Genomic DNA, 17,674 nt, shown 5'->3' with positions numbered 1-17,674 from the left:
TTATTCTCCCCCGCCCTCATGCTTGTAAAGAAAGCAGCGAACCATATGGTTCTCCGAAATAGCCGTTTTCGGTACGGCTTGCGCATTGCAAACGCCATCGATCCTTTGTTGGCAGCGGTCGTAGAAACCGCACATCGGAGGCATGTTCGTCGCCACAGGCACCGTTCCGTCGATGGATTCCAGTCTTGAGCGCCGGTCGGTGGACAACTTAGGCATCGATTTGAGCAGCCCTTGCGTATACGGATGCTTCGGATTGTTGAATATTTCCTTCACGGGAGCCTGTTCCACGATTTTCCCGAGATACATGACGGCCACTTCGTCGCACATTTCCGCAATAATTCCGAGATCGTGGGTGACGAGCAGGATGGCCATGCCGAACTCCCGCTGGAGCTGCTTCATCAGCTCCAGCACTTGAGCCTGAATCGTCACGTCCAGCGCTGTCGTCGGCTCATCGGCGATAAGCAGCTCCGGGTTGCACGACAAGGCCATCGAGATCATCGCCCGCTGACGCATCCCGCCGGAGAATTCGTGCGGATATTGATCGAAGCGTTTCTCTTGGTCGGAGATGCCGACTTTGCCGAGCATTTCGAGCGCAATGCGCTTGGCTTCCTTTTTATTCTTCGTGCGATGAATCAGGATCGATTCCATGATCTGATTCCCGATCGTATACATAGGGGAGAATGCCGTCATGGGTTCTTGGAAAATCATCGCGATTTTCCTTCCGCGAATGGAGCGAATTTGCTTGCTTCGCGGATGCAGCGACAGCAAGTCGAGCTCATTCAAATTTTTCTCCGATTCAGAGTGATACACAATCTTCCCTGTCGTCTCGCACTCTTTGGGATTAATCGAAATGATGGCCCGGCTTGTTAAGCTTTTGCCGCAGCCGGATTCGCCGACGAGCCCCAGCGTTTGGCCCTTGCGGATTTGGAAATCGACGCCATCCACGGCCTTCATCTCGCCGTTATCCATCTGAATGCGAATCTTGAGGTCTTGAACCGACAGAAGAGGGCGATCGGGTAGTGAAACGGAAGCTTGCGATGCCATACTTTCCCCTCGCTTTGCGCTAGATTGGATTATTTCTTGTAAGGATCCGCCGCATCGCGCAATCCGTCGCCAAGAAAGTTGAACGTCAATACGGTTACGATGACGAAGCCCAACGGGATCAGTTTCCAAGGATAGAGGGCCACGTTCTCGATTTGCTGGGCTTCCTGCAGCAGCACGCCCCAACTGGTCGCCGGCGAGCGGATGCCGAGGCCCAAGAAGCTCATCGCCGTCTCGCCCAGAATCATGCCGGGGATCGCTAACGTCGTGGCCACGACCAAGTAGGAAATAAATCCGGGCAATAAGTGCCTGATAATGATCTTGGCATCGCTCACACCGGCTATTTTGGCGGCAAGCACGTATTCCTCATTTTTCAAGGAAATGAATTTCCCCCGTGCTACCCTCGCCAACTCCGTCCAGCCGATGAATGCGAAAATGATGACGATGTAGAGATACATGGTCACGACGGGGATCCTGGCCGGAATCGCCGCCGACAAGGCCATCCATAGCGGCAGCGTCGGGAACGAGCGAATAATTTCAATCGCCCGCTGAATGACCGAATCGATCCAGCCGCCGAAATAACCGGATACGCCGCCGATGAATAAGCCAAGAACGAAGGAGATGGCGACTCCGATGAGCGGTATGCTCAGTGAAATCTGACTGCCGAGCAGCACACGCGATAACAGGTCTCTGCCCATTCCGTCGGTGCCGAATAGAAAAATGCGGCCGGGCGCATCGACGCCGAATAAATGAATGTCGGTTTTGAACAAGCCTAGGAATGTATAGCTCTCGCCTTTCACGAGAAATCGCAGCGGGTGACGAACCTTCTCGTCCTGTACGAAAATCTTGCGCAGCGTCACCGGATCCCGGCCGCTCTTGAGCTCGTTCACGAACGGTCTGAAGTGAAACTTGCCTTCCGCATCGTGAAAGCTTAGTTTCACCGGTGGCGCATTCACATACTTGCTGTCATAGCTTTGCAACCCGTATGGCGCGAGAAATTGGGCGAAAATCGCCGCAAGATAGAAGCAGGCCAGGATGACAAGGGAAATACGGGCCAGCTTGTGCCTCTTTAACCGGCGGTACATGAGCCGCCATTGCGAGCTATGCGAAAGGTCGTTGCGGGGGGCTGCCGCCGGCGGCGCTACACCTTGTTTGCCTGGAATAGGAATTGTTCTCATGGTCAATTACCTCTGAACTCTGTGCGAATTTTTGGATCGAGCCATGCCAATAAAATATCCGAGATCAATGTCCCAAGCACGGTCAACACCGCCATGAACAGAAGCCAGGTGCCGGCCAGATACATATCCTGTGCAAGCAGCGCATTGTACATCACCGGTCCTTGGATCGGCAGATTGAGCACGATGGCGGTAATCGTCGATCCGGTGAAAATCGAGGTCAGCGACCAGCCGATCGTGCTGACGATCGGATTCATCGCCGCTCGCGTCGGGTACTTGAGCAAGATTTTCGTTTCCGACACCCCTTTGGATCTCGCCGTCACGACATTCGGTTTGTTCAGTTCGTCGAGCATCTGCCCCCGCATAACGCGAATCAGCTCCGCCGTATTAGCCAAGCCGATGACGATGACAGGAATGATCATGTGCTTCAGCAGATCCAGCACTTTGTCCATCGACCATGCGGCATTCACGAACTCACTGGAGAACAAGCCGAGCAAAGGATCGCCGAAATACACATAGGACAAGTACATCAAAATAATCGCCATGAGGAAATGCGGCGTCGCCATGCCGAGAAATCCGATGGCCGAGAATATATAGTCACCGATCGAATATTGTTTCACCGCACAGTAAATGCCGATCGGAACCGCCACCGCATACGTGAAAGCCATCGTGACCAACGAGACGATAATCGTCAGTCCCATGTACTGCGATATGACAGTCATCACCGGCTTGTTGTAAGAGAACGAATATCCGAAGTCAAATTTCGTAATCATATTGCTCATCCAGGCCAAATATTGGATAAACCAGGGCTGATCCAATTTCAGGCTGGCTCTCATTTCGGCGATATTTTCCTCTGTCATGACGTCGCCGGCCACCGACATTTTGGCCGCATACGTGGAGACATAATCGCCTGGCGGAAGCTGAATGATATAGAAGACGATCATCGAGATAAAGAAAACGACCGGGATAACCAAGATAATTCTTCTCAAAATATATTGGAGCATCTCTACCCAATCCTCTCCGTTTCATTCGAAGACAGGGGGAGGCGTGCTCCCCCCGCTTCATCATGCCAACGATGCTTTACTGTTTGATGAAAAATTGCGCCGGATGCCCGTGGCCCAAGCTGCGGAATTCGTCCGAATATACGAGTTCTTTGGGCACGTTGCCCATCTTGTTGGAAACGACAACGAGGCGCGGAGTCGGGCCGGCATAGCCGATGACCCATTGGTTTTTCTGATGCAGCTTCACGATTTCGTTACTCCATTTCACAATATCTTCTTTGGTGGTGGAGGCTTTTACTTTATTCCAATAGTCCAGAATGAGCGCTACGTCGCCTTCCGGCTTCACGCCTTCTTTGCCGCCGGATGAAGAATACAAGCCGTAATGTCCGTACCAAGGCGTAAGCACGCGGAGCGGCACGAGCGTATCCGGGCGGAAGGCAACGTTGACCAGGGAAATGTTTTCTGTCGTGGCCGGTATTTTATTGGCATACTTCATTTCCTGATGAGTCCCTTGATCCACAACTTTGAGATCGACTTTAATGCCGACGGCTTCGTAATACTTCTTCACAAGCTCCAGGAAGCTCGCCGTGTTCGTGCTGCCTTCGATGATTGTAATCGTGAGATCCGAGCCGTCCGTGTTTAGGCGGAAATTATTTTTATCGCGCTGGGTTAACCCGATCTGATCTAACAACTGATTCGCCCGATTCACATCGAATTTGCTCCATTGATCGGCCCAGCCTGCTTGGTAGCCGACAAGTCCTTCAGGGACGGAAGCCTGCTGCGGGGCGCCCAACCCGTTCGTAACGATTTCGGAAATTTCCTTCCGGTCTACGGCGACGGACAGTGCCTCACGGAAACGAATATCTTGAAACAGCTTGCGGAGATTCGGATCGGCGATCGTTTGATTCAGCTGAATGCCCGCGCTCGACCAATTCGGTGTCGTCCACGGCAGCACTTGGAAGCCGGCCTTTTTCTCATTTTCCTTGAGTACGGTGAAGTCTTTGAAATCGAAATCGAGCAGGTTATAGTCTCCGGCAAGAGTTCCCAGGATCCGTTGGGCGGGATCTTGAACCTTCGTCGCCACGATGCGGTCCATGTAAGGAAGCTGATTGCCTTCCTTGTCAACTTTCCAGTAATACGGATTGCGCTCCATAATAAACTGATCGCTGTTCGGATCGTTCTTCGCTACCCACGCCCGCAAGGTTGGGATTTGCGGATTGACCCAGTAATAGTAGCCCGTTTGGACCAAGAACGTTTTGACATCTTCGTAGCCCCACTTTTTCGCAATCTCCAGCGCTTTGTCTTGGCCGACAAATTCGGGAAGAATCGTCTTCTGGAAGTGCGCCGGCGCGAAGAACCACTTGTTGTCGATCGCAACGCGCTCCAGGAATTGCACGCTCGGATACTTGTGCGTCACTTTGAAGGTGTAGTCGTCCACTTTGGTGACCTTCGCCAAAGCCTTTTCGCCTGTGACAGGATCAACCGAGTAATAGGCGTCGTATATTTTTTTGCCGAACGTCTCTTTGGTCAGCATATGCTCCCAGTAGAACAGCACGTCGTCGGCCGTGAACGGCATACCGTCCGACCACTTCATGCCTTTGCGCAAATGTATCGTGAATTCCGTTGAATCCTTGTTCACTTCGTAGCCTTTGGCCACGTTAGGCTCAATCGTGCTGCCATCCTTGTTGAAGCGGAATAGCGCCTCTTCCGTCGGCTGACCTACGGCCCAGCGGTCGTTCGGCCCGCTCCAAGGCATTTTCCAGTCGCCGCCGTATTTGCCGATCTCTTGGGTAACCGTTTCCACCATAATGTCTTCCTTCGCCGGCATCCTTTCGGCGACAGGTTTCAGCGTGCCTGCGCTGACCAGCTTGGTTAGCATCGGCGCTTCTTTGTACCCGTCCGTTTTGACGGGAGCCGAGGCTACCGGAGCCGTTGTCGCCTCCTTGCCGGCCGGGCTGGCCGTTGGACTCGTTTCGCTTGCGCTCTCACAGGCTGTAAAAAAGGCTGCAATCAACACCATCATCAAGCCGACATAGAACCTCTTCGTGTTCAAGCCTATCCCCTCCGTAATTTAATTGACATTTCCATCTTTCTGAATGCTGCCGGAAATCAGGTCTCTTCACCCCCTAGGTATAGTTCAACTAGTTTCGACTGCGTTCAACTGCACATACAGGAACAGCGTGTATTAAACCGGTTTAATTAGGATGACGGCTTTACGGAATTGAACTTTCTTCTGAGTTATCTAGGAGGGAAGTTAAACCGGTTTAATCAGCTGCAAACAACGATATAAGCCTGTAATCCGGAAATGAGTGAAGCGCTTAATCTCACATGCGGTTAGGACACTGGGGAGCGGTTAAACCGGTTTAACCGTGCACAAATCCGATGAGCGATTATTTACACGTGATAGAGTGCTGTCCTCTGCGCTCGTAAGAATCATTTGGTTAAACCGATTTAATCATGGCCGCCTACATTTGTAAGCGCTTTATAGTTGGTATCGTACAGCGGATTCCTCTAAAATGCAACAGCTTTTTTTGGAAGAAATTAGTGTCGATAAACAGCGAAAAACCGCGATTCGTTTCGCGGTTTTTCGGGCGGATTCGATATGAGATTATCTAGCGGACAGACGAGACGCTATTGTCTCTTCTTGCCCAGTTCCTCAAATCTAACGGACAGGAGAAACGCTATTCAGTTTTTTTCAATCATATTGCTAATCATTCAGGACTGATAACGGCAACTGTGTCCGTTAGAGACTCAAAAGCGCTTATTTTCACTGAATAGCGGTAACTGTGTCCGTTAGGGTCAGCCAAGTCACACTCCCGTCCACCCCAGCTAGTTACACAACGCTATGGCTGCTTATCCACAATCGGAAACAGCAGCTTCTGGTTCTGTTTGCTGTACATATTACTTTTCCATATGACCTCGGAGCCCGTGTCGATCCATAACTCCGCTTTCTTGCCGGCACTCAGCTGTACGGCCGTTTTCAACGCTACGTAGCCCATATTGAACGGCTTCTGCACGACGATGGCTTGAATGATCTCCTCCTCGAGAAAGCCGATCTCTTCGTAGGAGCTATCGAAACCGATGAGCTTCACCTCCCCGGGCTTCCTCAAGTCGCGCAGCGCCTTGGCGGCGCCAAGTGTCGACGGCTCGTTCAAACCAACGATCGCTTTCAATTGCGGATAGTCCGTCAGCAGCGCTTTCGTAATCGCATAAGCCCGATCCGAAGAACCTTCGCTATAGAGCGTATCCAGCAGCCTGATCCCGTTCTCCTTCTGAAGTACTTCGCGGAGACCTTTCTCCCGCTCGATTGAAGTGGAGGAACCTTTGACGAAATTCAATATCGCAACCTGGCCCTTCTCCGGGAGGGCTTGAACGAGCGCATGAGCAGCCTTCCTCCCTGCTTCTGCGTTGTCTGTTGCAATGAAAGACTTGGATATACCGCCCTTCAAGCCGGAGTCGACGGTCACGAGCGGGATGCCGGCCCGTACGATTTCCTGGGCGACGGGCACGGTCCGCTCATAATCCAAGGCTGCCAGAACGATAGCCTTTGGCTTCAAGGCGATCATCTCGCGCAATATTCGAATCTGCTCGTCGACATCCTTCTCCGCATCCGTTCCGACGACCTTCACCTCCGTCCCCGTCTCTGCGGCGGCGGCCCAAACGCCTTGCTCGACGACCTGCCAAAATTCAATGCCTCTGTCAACCGTCTTCGGTACGAACACGATCGGCCGGTCGTTCCCTCTTGCAGCATTCAAGCTAATGATATAGAGGAGTATAGCTGCAATTCCAACGAAGACGGGTAAAATCCAGCGTTTCATGACTCCACCCCTCCCGTTCCGGAACGGGGAATTCGCAATGTTACCGTCGTCCCCTCTTCAGGCTCGCTCTCAAAAGTCAAGCCGTAGCCGTGACCGTAAAACAGCTGAATGCGGTGATGCACATTGCGCACGCCCAAGCCTTGCTCCTTCGTCCCGCTAAGCAGAGACATCACCTTGGCTTGATCCATACCGAGACCGTTATCGCTTACGGTAATATGAATGTCGCCGTCAACCAGCTTCCCGGCGATACGGATGTGCCCATGCTCTTCCATACGCCTGATGCCATGGTAGATCGCGTTCTCAACGAGCGGTTGAAGAACGATCCTCACAATGCGGCAATCATACAGCTCACTGTCAACCTCAATCTCATACGAGAACTTCCCCGTGTAGCGCATGGATTGAATCGTGAGATAATTGGACAAATGTTCCAGTTCCAAGGAGACGGGCACCTCCTGCTCCCCCTTGCCGATGCTGTAGCGCAGCATTTTCGATAATGCCATCGTCATCCCGACGACCTGCTTCATCCTGTTCGTTTCGGCCATCCATATGATCGATTCCAGCGTGTTATACAGAAAATGCGGATGAATTTGCGATTGCAGCGCTCTGATCTCGCTCTGTCTGAGCAGCGCCTCCTCGTGAACAATCCGCTGCATCAGATCTTTGATTTTCATAATCATGACATTGAACGACCGCGCCAGCTTGCCGATTTCATCCCCCTGGGCGATGTCCGCCCGAATATCGAAATTGCCCTGCTCCACCTGCTTCATGTTCGCCTCCAGCCGCTTGATCGGTCCGCTTAGCGTATAGGACAGCACGATGGAGATACCGAGTGCGACAATCAAACAAATGCTCCCCCACAACGCAGTGGACAGCTGAATATTTTTCTTATTGCCGACCAGCTCATCGGGGTATGTGACACCGACGATTTTCCACCCGAAATTTGTCGTTCGAATCGACAAAATCTTCTTATGTTCGCTATCGGGCAGCACAAGCTGTCCATCCTGCGAAGCCAGAATAGCGTCGATCGGCTCGCTTTTCAAATTCGTGTGAATGATTTGCTGCTGCGGATGATAGACGAGATCGCCTTCGGAATTAACGATGAAAATATATCCTCGCTTGCCGAGCTGAATACGGCTGAACAAATCGTTGATGATACTGTAGTTCAAATCAACCAGCAGTACCCCGGTTGCTCCGGCGCTATCGTCCCCACGAAAGGTTTGGCTCATGGAGATAACCCAAGGATATTCGCCGGGGTACACATGCTCGACTTGTGACGAGGAAATATAGATCGAACCGTTCTTCGCTTTGGTGTACCAATCTTGAGCAATCAAATCCGGGTAGCTTTTCACGGATCCGTGAGACCTGTCGGCGATCACGGTGCCGTTAGAGCCGACGAACAAGATTGCGCTAATATCGTTGCGGGATTGAACGATGACGTGCAGCGAATTCTCGATGGCGGCAACCAAGCTCCGGCCACTCGCGGCATGAGGGTCCGGCATGGCCAAATATTGCCCGATCTGCCCGTTGCTCGTCAACAAGGAGGAGATGCTTTTCATATTGTCGATGTACGTCTCGATCGTCGTCCCGACCTGATTAATCAGCTCATTGGTATACTGGACGGAATTATCCGTCACGGAATCCGACGACAGCCGGTACGTGTTATAGCTGAGAATAAGCGTCGTACCGATGATCAGACAGAAGAAGGCCGATGCGATGCTCGTATGAATGGATTTAAACCGGAAGAATCGCCTTGGTTTCAAGTGAGTTCCCCTCTCACGGAGGCTCTGTATTCTTTGGGTGTCATGCCATGATGCCGTTTGAAAATGACGCTGAAGTACTGCGGATCGCCATACCCGACTTTCGCTGCGATTTCGTAAGCTTTCAGGTTCGTTTCGACAAGCAGCTCCTTCGCCTTGGCCAGCCTGACCCGGGTCACATATTCGATGAAGGATATCCCCTTCTTTTGTTTGAAAAGACCGCTGAAATAATTCATACTCATATACGCTTGCTGAGCGGCGTCGTTTAAAGTCAAATTTTCATTGGCGTAATTTTCCAGAATGAACACTTCCGATCTATGCATCAACGAATCGACATCTTGCGCCATCTTCAGGGTCACTTGTTCAAACAACTGCACACACAAGGTCTCCAGCCACACTTTGACTTCGTCCAGCGTCTTATACGCCCTGACCTGACCCAGCAAATCGCCGGACGCCATAACATCCAATCCGGAATCTTCGAACAACGGAATAATCGAGACCAGGAAGCGCTGCACATAAATATAGCAGCGGTCCACAGACGATTGGGAGGCGCGCAGCTCGTTCATCCATTCCTGCAGCAGCAGGCTGAACATCTCCCGGCTTCCCGTTTTCAGCGCTGCGATCAGCTTGCGTTCCCATTCTGCGTGATGAATCTGGAGCTGCCCTTTGCCATGCACGATATCTTCAATGGAAATAATTTTGTTTCTGCCGACCAGAAACCGGTAATCCAGTGCCGTTAGCGCTTCGGAATACGATTTGGCAACCTCCTCCGGATGGAGATAGGGCCGGCCGATGCCGATCGATACAGGCAGCCTCACATATTTCTCGATGCATTCGGCAGCCTGCTGGGCATACTTCTGAACAGCCAACATGAGCGAAGAGCGTTCTCCGGAGAAGAGAATGCCGATCTTCTCATCCCTTGTCCGAAACACGATGCCCCCTTGCTCCAATTCGAATATTTCTTGAACAATATTATAAACGGCAAACCGCAGCAGCTCGGCTTCCGAACTACGTCCGGCGTCATAAGGATGTTGAAACTGTTCTACATCCAGCGATAAGGCCACGTAATACGGACCGGGCAGAGATAATTGAAAAAAAGCGAATTTCGCATGAATGTCGCTTCGCTTCACTTCCGTCGAAACCATGCGTTCCAGGAATTGTTCGCGCAGTAAAGGCAAACTCAAGTTCAACTGGCTTTGCAGTCTGAAAATATCCGCATTTCTTAGCTTCTTCTCATCCAGCTCTTTCCGCAAAAGCGCCAGAATGTTTGTGAACTCCTCCTGGCTGACGGGTTTCATGATATAATCGTACACTTTCAGCTTCACGGCTTGCTTCGCATATTCAAATTCACCGTAACCGGTCATGATGACGACGGCGATATCCCGGTACCGGTCGGCAACCGCAGCCGCCAGCGCAAGTCCATCCATGTGCGGCATGGAAATATCGGTTATGATCACGTCCGGCCGCCGGTGCTCCAGAGACTCCCACGCGTCGCGTCCATCCCCGTAAGAGCCGATCAGCTCAAACCCGCAGTCCGTCCAGTTCACGGTTGCACGAATACTTTCCCGCACCGCTTCCTCGTCATCGACGATGATTATTGTATACATGAGATCACCTCGGGTTACGAAACGAATATACCTGCTATAAGCGGCTTTCCATAGTTTCGATAACAGCGCTTACATTTCCTGTTTATTCCCTCAAAAAAGAGGCTGCCCTGTCAAGGAACAGCCCCCTTCCGCGTGGTAACTAATTGTACAGCAGCGCTTTGATTTCGGGCGAATCGAGATTCGATTTGTCGTACCAATGGAAGCCGGTATCGATCATTTTCTCAACCTTCTCCCCTTTGCTTGCCATGACAGCCGCTTTGACGGACCAATATCCGATGCCGATCGGGTCCTGCGTGATCGCGCCGGCCATTTTGCCGCTCTTGATCGCATCGATTTGCGCCTTGCCGGAGTCGTAACCGATAATGACGATTTTATCGTTCTTGAGTTCCGTTACCGCGTTGACGACACCGATCGCAGAACCTTCGTTCGCTCCGAAAATCCCTTTCAGATTAGGGTGCCCCTGAATAATGGCTTTGGCCAAATCGGTCGATTTCAGTTGGTCTCCGCCGCCGTACTGGATGTCGACGATCTTGATGTTGGGGTGCTTCGCTTTCATCTGCTCCACGAAGCCGTCTCGGCGGTCAACGCCCGTGCGGCTCGTTTGGTCATGCACGACAAGCGCGACTTCGCCGGCATCGCCGATCTTCTCCGCCATTTTGTCGGCGGCTAGCGCTGCGGCCTTCTTGTTATCCGTCGCAGCCGTCGTCACCGGAATATCACTGTCAACGCCCGAGTCGAACCCGATGATCGGGATATTCGCCGATTTGGCTTTCTGCAGGAGCGAGACGGACGCTTTGCTGTCCAGCGCGGCGAAAGCGATGGCCGTCGGCTTTTTGTCTAAAGCCGCTTGCAGCATCTCGATTTGTTTATCCACCTGCGATTCGGTCTCCGGTCCTTCGAACGTTATCTGCACGTCGAATTCCTTGGCCGCTTTCTCCGCACCCTGCTTCACAGCTTGCCAGAACTGGTGCTGAAAGCCTTTGGAGATCACCGGAATATAGGCTTTGGCGCTGCCTGAGGATGAGGTTTGTACGGCAGGCGCTGCGCTCGAACTCGCCGGTGCGCCGGAGCCGCAAGCTGTCAGAAGTGAAGCTGTAAGCGTGAATACCGTCGCTGCCAAAATCATTGTTTTCATTTTCTTCATCATGTCATCGTCTCCCATATCATTTTATTGGTATATAAATTCCTGGAAAGAATGAATACCTTGGGCGAGTGGTCAGCCTGCTTTGCGCCGGCGTATAATATCGGCGTAGACGGCGAGCAGGACGACAATTCCGACGATCACCGTCTGCCATTCTTGCGGCACGGATAAGATTCTTAGGCCGTTGGTCATTACGCTCATAATTAAGGCGCCGATGACCGTTCCCAGAATGGACCCTTGGCCGCCGCTTAAGGAGGTGCCCCCGATAACGACCGCGGCAATCGCTTCCAGCTCATAGCCCATACCGAGTGCGGGCTGCGCCGAATCAAGACGCGAGGCGATCATGACGCCCGCGATGCCGCTAAACAAGCCGGTCAGCACATAGATGGCGATTTTCCACTTTTGCGTGTTCACACCGGATAATCGCGTGGCCTCCTCGTTGCTGCCGAGAGCGAAGTTATAGCGGCCGATGACCGTCTTGGTCAGCAGCAGGCTGGATATGATCGCCAGTCCGAAGAAGATCAGGATCGCATTAGGTACCGCGAAGCCTGGAATCACTTTCTCCAGCGCCGTTCCCATGGCAATTTCGCGAAATGCCGGCGTTTCGTTGAAATAAATCGGTTTGGCGTGGGAAATGACAAGTGACAACCCTTTCGTAATCATCATCATGGCGAGCGTTGCGATGAAAGGGGGAATATTCATTTTCGCTACCGCAATTCCGCTGAATAGACCGCATACGAGACCGGCTGCAATCCCTGCTGCGATGCCGACCGGTATCGGCATGTGCCAATTCGTAATGAAGACTCCCGTCATAACGGCAGCGAACGTCATCACCGTACCGACGCTAAGATCGATGCCTCCCGCAATAATTACGAATGTTGAGCCTAAGGCCAGTACACCGATTACAGCGGTCGATAAAAGGATGCCGACAATGTTCGAGAACTGCAGGAAATTGCTGGAGGATACCGAGAAAATGACCACCAATATCGCCAAGCTGGCGAAAGCGAGCAATTTCTGAGTAGCCGCCGTCTTCCGGAAAGCCAGCTTCGGGTTTTTCATACTGCTTACTTGCATAATGGACCGTCCCTTCTTAATTTCGGCTTGTCGCTAGGCGCATAATATTTTCTTGGGTCGCTTGCTCGCCAATCAGCTCACCGGTTATTCGGCCTTCGCACATGACGAGAACCCGGTGGCTCAGGCGCAAAATTTCCGGCAGCTCGGAAGAAATCATGAGAATCGCCTTGCCTTGCTGCGCCAGCTGTTCCAGCAGCGCATAAATTTCCGCTTTCGCCCCGACGTCGATCCCTCGGGTCGGCTCATCGAATATAAGCAGCTGACAATCCCGGTACAACCACTTGCCAATGACGATTTTCTGCTGATTGCCGCCGGACAGAAACTTGGCCTTTTGCCGGATGCCCGGCGTTTTGATTTTCAACGCTTCTACATAACTGGCCGACACTTGCTCGATTTCGCCTTCCCGCATCCAGCCGAATCGCATCAGCTTGGTCAGGGAAGGCAGCGCCATATTCGCCCCGACGTCCATGTCGACTAGCAGGCCATAGCGTTTACGGTCCTCCGATAAGTAGCCGATTCCATGCTTCACAGCGTCGTGGGTGCCCCGAATGCGCACCTGCTGTCCGTTCACATAAATCTCGCCGGCATCCAGCCGGTCTGCGCCGAAGATCGCTCTCGCCACTTCAGTGCGCCCCGCTCCCATTAATCCGGCAACTCCGACGATTTCTCCGGCTCGGACCGTGAATTGGATGCCTTCGAACGCTTTGGCACGGCTCAGCCCTCTCACTTCAAGCACCGTCTTCGCTTGGCCGGGCTTCTCCGGCTTACGCTTCTCAACTTGAAGCTCCCGCCCTACCATCATGGAGATGACGCTGTCCATGGACGTATCTTTCGTTTTGACCGTGGCAATGTAGCGGCCGTCCCGCATGACGGTGATGCGGTCGCTTATGACACGCAGCTCTTCCATGCGGTGCGAGATGTAGACGATCCCAACGCCTGAACTGCGCAGCCTGGCAATCATGCGGAACAACTCGCCGATTTCGGCGTCCGTCAGGGCAGCGGTAGGCTCATCCATGATGAGAACGTCGGACTTGAAGGACAACGCCTTGGCGATCTCGATCATCTGCTGCTTGGCTACGCTCAGCTCGGAAATTTTCATGCGCGGGTCCAGATCCAGATTCAGCTGCTCCAGGAGCTCTACCGTATCCGCGTTCATTTTCTTCTCATCCAGCAGCATTCGCACCTTCCTGCGGGGTTCCCGGCCGATAAACATATTCTGCGCAATCGTCAAATCGGGAATTAAATTGAGCTCTTGATGAATGATAGAAACGCCGAGCGATTGCGCCGCTTTGGTATGCGGGATGTGCACCTCCCGGCCTTTCAGGAGCAGGCGGCCCGCGTCTTTCTGATAAATGCCGGTCAAAATTTTCATTAGGGTCGACTTGCCTGCCCCATTCTCGCCTACCAATGCGTGGACCTCTCCGGGCGCCAGCTCGAATTGACAGTCTGAAAGCGCCTGGACGCCAGGGAAGCCTTTGTAGATTCCTTCCATTTGTACGAGCGGATGTGTCACTGCTGCCCCTCACCTCGATATCGTTGTACTGATTACATCTTAGCTGTAAACGCTTTATCTGAGAGTGGAGTATTTTCCTGAAAAAGTTGAATATTTACCGATAGATGGGTGGAATGGTTGGATGGGATGATGCGGGGATGTCAAAAAGACCTCCGTTCCCAGCCATTCCGAGGAATGAGTTGAGATGGAGGTCGGTGAAAATGCAAATGCCGAACAAAGAGCAGCGTTAAGCCATGGGTAGGGCGTCCATAACGGGAAGTTCTCCCGTTAATCTACCCTGCTGATGAGCGCGCGGGTAGGATAACGGGATATTCTCCCGTTAAATCTGCGAAAAGTGGCTGCTGTTTGCGAAATCTGAGATTTTTAGCAGGAGAAATTCCCGTTATTAACTTCCTGAGGCAAAAAATCGTCAATATAACGGGAGAATTTCCAGTTAATCAAACTGATGCTACTTTTCCTATGAGTGACTTTTGGCGGCCTTTGCAACTTTTATTGAACTCGAGTGACTCCGTGCGTCTTATATACAACTTCTAGCGATTTCAAGTGACTCTGTACGTCTTATGCAACTTCTAGTGATTCTAGTGACTCCGTGCTCCTTAAACAACTTCTAGTGAATTCAAGTGACTCCGTACGTCTTATGCAACTTCTAGTGATTTCTAGTGACTCCGTGCACCTTATGCAACTTGTTGTGAATTCGGAATGATCGCCTATGGGTTTCCTTGGTTTCCTTGGTTTCCTTGGTTTCCTTGGTTTCCTTCGTCGCCTTGGTCCCGGCGCCTTGATCGCCTTTGACTTCCCTACCCGCGTTTCCTCCCAACAGCATGTCACAGCTGCGGCACCTGAAACCCGTCGGATTCAGCATTCACATCCGTATACCCGGCGCGCAACAATGACAAATACGATGTTGGGTTCGCGGCATGCCGGTAGATCGGCATGGCAGTACCGGCCATCAGCCCGTCATAAGCTGCATTTAATGCAGTTCCTACGCCTCCGTCATTATTGACTCCTCGCTTCTCACGGGGCAATTGGGTAGCTGGGTGCGCAGCAGAGAACATGACATACCAATATCTGTCATCAGCATCGATTTCAGGGTACCCTTCCGTGGTGCCGTTTTCTTCATACAAGGAAATCCCGCGCAGAAACTTTCCATTATTGGCAGTCATGACCATAACGCCTTCCTCCTTACTTTCGATAACATCGATAATTTGCGGCAAAATGTCTTTGGAATCCGTCAGATTGTGCTGAATCGACCAGCCATGCCACTGCTTTAAAGTTGCGAGATACCCGGCAGCCTTGTCACTCGCCGCAGGAAAGACATCCGAATTAAATGAAGCGGCGCTTGGTACATACTGCTTGCCATCCCACTTCAAAATGCTTGGCATTTGCGGTTCTTCCACCATTTCAGCATCCTGTTCATCTTCGGCAGGCGCTTTCGGCTCCTTGTGCATTAACCGGGCATTCCATTCGCCTTCCCATTTTAAGCTGGAACCTGCGCCCGACCATTTCAATTGCACGATTCGGTCATTCACTGCTGAATCCCGTTTATTTTGTACGATTTGACTTACGGCCTTATTGCCAATCGTTCTCTGAAGCTGAAGGACTCCCGTTGCAGTGAACGGATTCATTCCCAGCGCTAAGCTGCCTGGACGTGCAGACTTCATTGGACTTGGTGTATGGGATCTATCAGAAATCGGCGTTCTTCTAGCAACATGATCCGAAAGCATGCGTTTCGATTCCTCCCTCAGCCTTACGTTTCTATGAAAATATTACCAAAATAATGGGTGGAAGAGAAGCCTGCGGATGTTCTGGCAGGAAGCTGCGGATGCTCTAGCAGGGAAGCTGCCGATATACCCGCAAAAAATCAAAAACCCTTAACCCTGCATCGGACAGGGCTAAGGATCCGGTTACCTTTTCTCATACCTGGCAATCGCCAGTCTTTGAATCTCTAAAGCGCGATCAATTTTGGAAGCCTTAATCTTGCTTACGTAGCTGTCGAAGGCGTTCACGGGCTCGACGCCGAGAATCATTTTGAGCGACATCTCGTCAACCAGCGTCGTCACGTCGTTCATGATGGACGACAGCTCGGCGCTCTCCATCTCCGTCTTCGGAATTTGCGGCATCATATGCCGGTCCACATTCGTATCCGTCCAGACCATGATCGCCGACCGCTGCTGCGGCAGCGTATAATATTGCTCCATGTAGCGGATGTCCTGGACGAACGGCCCGAAGTAGCTCGCTCGCGTATACATCGCCAAAGCCTGCGCAGGCGCCAGCTTATCGGGATTTTTCAGCACTTCGTCCGAATAGGTTGGGTACCCGTCCTTCATCACGTAGCTAAGTCCTTCGATGCCGAAGTTGAACAGCATGTGCCCCTCCTCGCCATACCCGTAATCGAGCAGCTTCACCGCTTCTTCCGCGTGCTTGCTCTTCGTCGAGATCGCGACTCCGCCTGTTCCGACGTACGCATAACTGCGCTGGCCGAATTCCGGCTTGTCGCCTTTCTTCAGCACCGGATAAGGCGCCGCATCGAACAAGGCATCCTTCTCTTTCTCCACCACAAGAGGCTGCCATTTGCCGATGCCCGCTCCGGCGTTCCAGATCGTCGCCCCGCTCCGGCCGTTAATCATATTGGAGTCCATCGTTTTCGTATCGACGGTGGCGATATTTTTATCGATCAGCCCCTCGGCGTACCATTGGTGCATCGTGGCCAGAAACTGCTTGTACCCTTGCTCCATCGGCCCGAACTTCACTTGTCCGTTATCGAGGTAGAACCCTTTTTTGACCCCGTAAGCCCCTACAAAAGCTCCGCCCTCAATGCCGAACAACGGATTGGGAACGCCCAAGAACGTCAAAGGAGCCTCTACACCCTTCTTCTCCTTGAACGCCTTCAGCACGGTATACCATTCATCCATCGTCTCCGGCGTGTCGAGTCCGAGCTCGTCCAGCCAATCCTTGCGAATGATCGGTCCTTGGTACGTGCGCAGCAGATCATCCCCCCGAATGAATGGGAACACATAGTAGCTGCCGCTGTCCGTCTTCACCTGCTTGTCGATATCGGGATGCTCGGCCAAAAACTTTTTCAAATTCGGCGCATGCTGGTCAATCAAATCGTTCAGCCGCCTAATATAGCCATCCTTAATGGCCTTCTCCGGCCCGCCCGGGAAGCTGTCCCACTCAAACTCCATCATATCCGGCAAATCTCCGGAAGCCAGCAGCACATTCATCGCTTCTTTGGCCTGATTGGCCGGAGGCTGGATGAATTTGAGCCGGACGCCGGTCCGCTTCTGCCACTCCTGGAAGAAAGGGACATCCTGTGTATTCGGCTTCACGCTGGCTGCATTGCCATTAAGCTCGGCCCAGTAGGTCATCGTTTGGCGGGCGGCATCAGGCGGCACGGATGCCTTGGTCGCTGCCGGCGGCTCCGGCGTAGCGGACGGCGATACCGCCGAGCAGGATGTCAATGCGAGAGTGCAAATCACCGCTAGCAGGAAGATTGATTGTGGTCGTAAACTCATCTGTTGAACCTCCGTAAGCTGGAATACCATGG

Annotated in this window: 12 protein-coding genes; all 12 read right to left on the bottom strand. The window is 52.3% G+C overall.

Annotated features, from left to right (window positions below):
- Positions 1-1,044 (bottom strand): ABC transporter ATP-binding protein, encoded by a 1,044-nt coding sequence (locus J2X61_RS18600; RefSeq protein WP_310189673.1) that lies wholly within the window; start codon positions 1,042-1,044, stop codon positions 1-3.
- 29 nt (positions 1,045-1,073) lie between these two features.
- Positions 1,074-2,219 carry an ABC transporter permease gene (locus J2X61_RS18595; protein ID WP_274469673.1) on the bottom strand — a complete coding sequence of 382 codons (1,146 nt, stop codon included), beginning with the start codon at positions 2,217-2,219 and terminating at the stop codon, positions 1,074-1,076.
- A gap of 2 nt (positions 2,220-2,221) precedes the next feature.
- Complete coding sequence (locus J2X61_RS18590; RefSeq protein ID WP_274469675.1) at positions 2,222-3,220, bottom strand: ABC transporter permease; 999 nt, start codon at positions 3,218-3,220, stop codon at positions 2,222-2,224.
- A gap of 76 nt (positions 3,221-3,296) precedes the next feature.
- Positions 3,297-5,270, bottom strand: coding sequence for an ABC transporter substrate-binding protein (locus J2X61_RS18585; protein ID WP_274469676.1), 1,974 nt, complete (start codon positions 5,268-5,270; stop codon positions 3,297-3,299).
- Between the two features lie 790 nt (positions 5,271-6,060).
- Entirely contained in the window at positions 6,061-7,035 is a 975-nt protein-coding gene (locus J2X61_RS18580; RefSeq protein WP_274469677.1) for a substrate-binding domain-containing protein, read from the bottom strand.
- Positions 7,032-8,795, bottom strand: coding sequence for a sensor histidine kinase (locus J2X61_RS18575; protein WP_310189665.1), 1,764 nt, complete (start codon positions 8,793-8,795; stop codon positions 7,032-7,034). Before J2X61_RS18575 ends, J2X61_RS18580 begins: the two co-directional genes overlap by 4 nt.
- The gene (locus J2X61_RS18570; protein ID WP_274469679.1) at positions 8,792-10,399 is read right to left on the bottom strand and encodes a response regulator; all 1,608 of its coding nucleotides are present in this window, start codon (positions 10,397-10,399) and stop codon (positions 8,792-8,794) included. Before J2X61_RS18570 ends, J2X61_RS18575 begins: the two co-directional genes overlap by 4 nt.
- A 139-nt stretch (positions 10,400-10,538) precedes the next feature.
- Positions 10,539-11,543: an ABC transporter substrate-binding protein gene (locus tag J2X61_RS18565; protein WP_274470866.1), complete on the bottom strand. Its 1,005-nt coding sequence runs from the start codon at positions 11,541-11,543 to the stop codon at positions 10,539-10,541.
- A 72-nt stretch (positions 11,544-11,615) separates the two neighbouring features.
- A complete protein-coding gene (locus tag J2X61_RS18560; protein ID WP_274469680.1) occupies positions 11,616-12,614 on the bottom strand; it encodes an ABC transporter permease in 999 nt (332 codons plus the stop codon).
- A gap of 16 nt (positions 12,615-12,630) precedes the next feature.
- Positions 12,631-14,127 (bottom strand): sugar ABC transporter ATP-binding protein, encoded by a 1,497-nt coding sequence (locus J2X61_RS18555; protein WP_274469681.1) that lies wholly within the window; start codon positions 14,125-14,127, stop codon positions 12,631-12,633.
- An 824-nt stretch (positions 14,128-14,951) separates the two neighbouring features.
- On the bottom strand, positions 14,952-15,788 hold the full coding sequence (locus J2X61_RS18550) for a hypothetical protein (protein ID WP_310189662.1): 837 nt from the start codon (positions 15,786-15,788) through the stop codon (positions 14,952-14,954).
- Between the two features lie 243 nt (positions 15,789-16,031).
- Positions 16,032-17,642 (bottom strand): extracellular solute-binding protein, encoded by a 1,611-nt coding sequence (locus J2X61_RS18545; RefSeq protein WP_310189659.1) that lies wholly within the window; start codon positions 17,640-17,642, stop codon positions 16,032-16,034.
- Positions 17,643-17,674: the final 32 nt, after the last annotated feature.

The sequence above is a fragment of the Bacillus sp. 3255 genome, assembly GCF_031456485.1.
In the GTDB taxonomy this organism is placed as follows: Bacteria; Bacillota; Bacilli; order Paenibacillales; family NBRC-103111; genus Paenibacillus_E.
The sequence above is the reverse complement of the archived record's forward strand: the minus strand, read 5'-3'. Positions and strand labels throughout refer to the sequence as shown.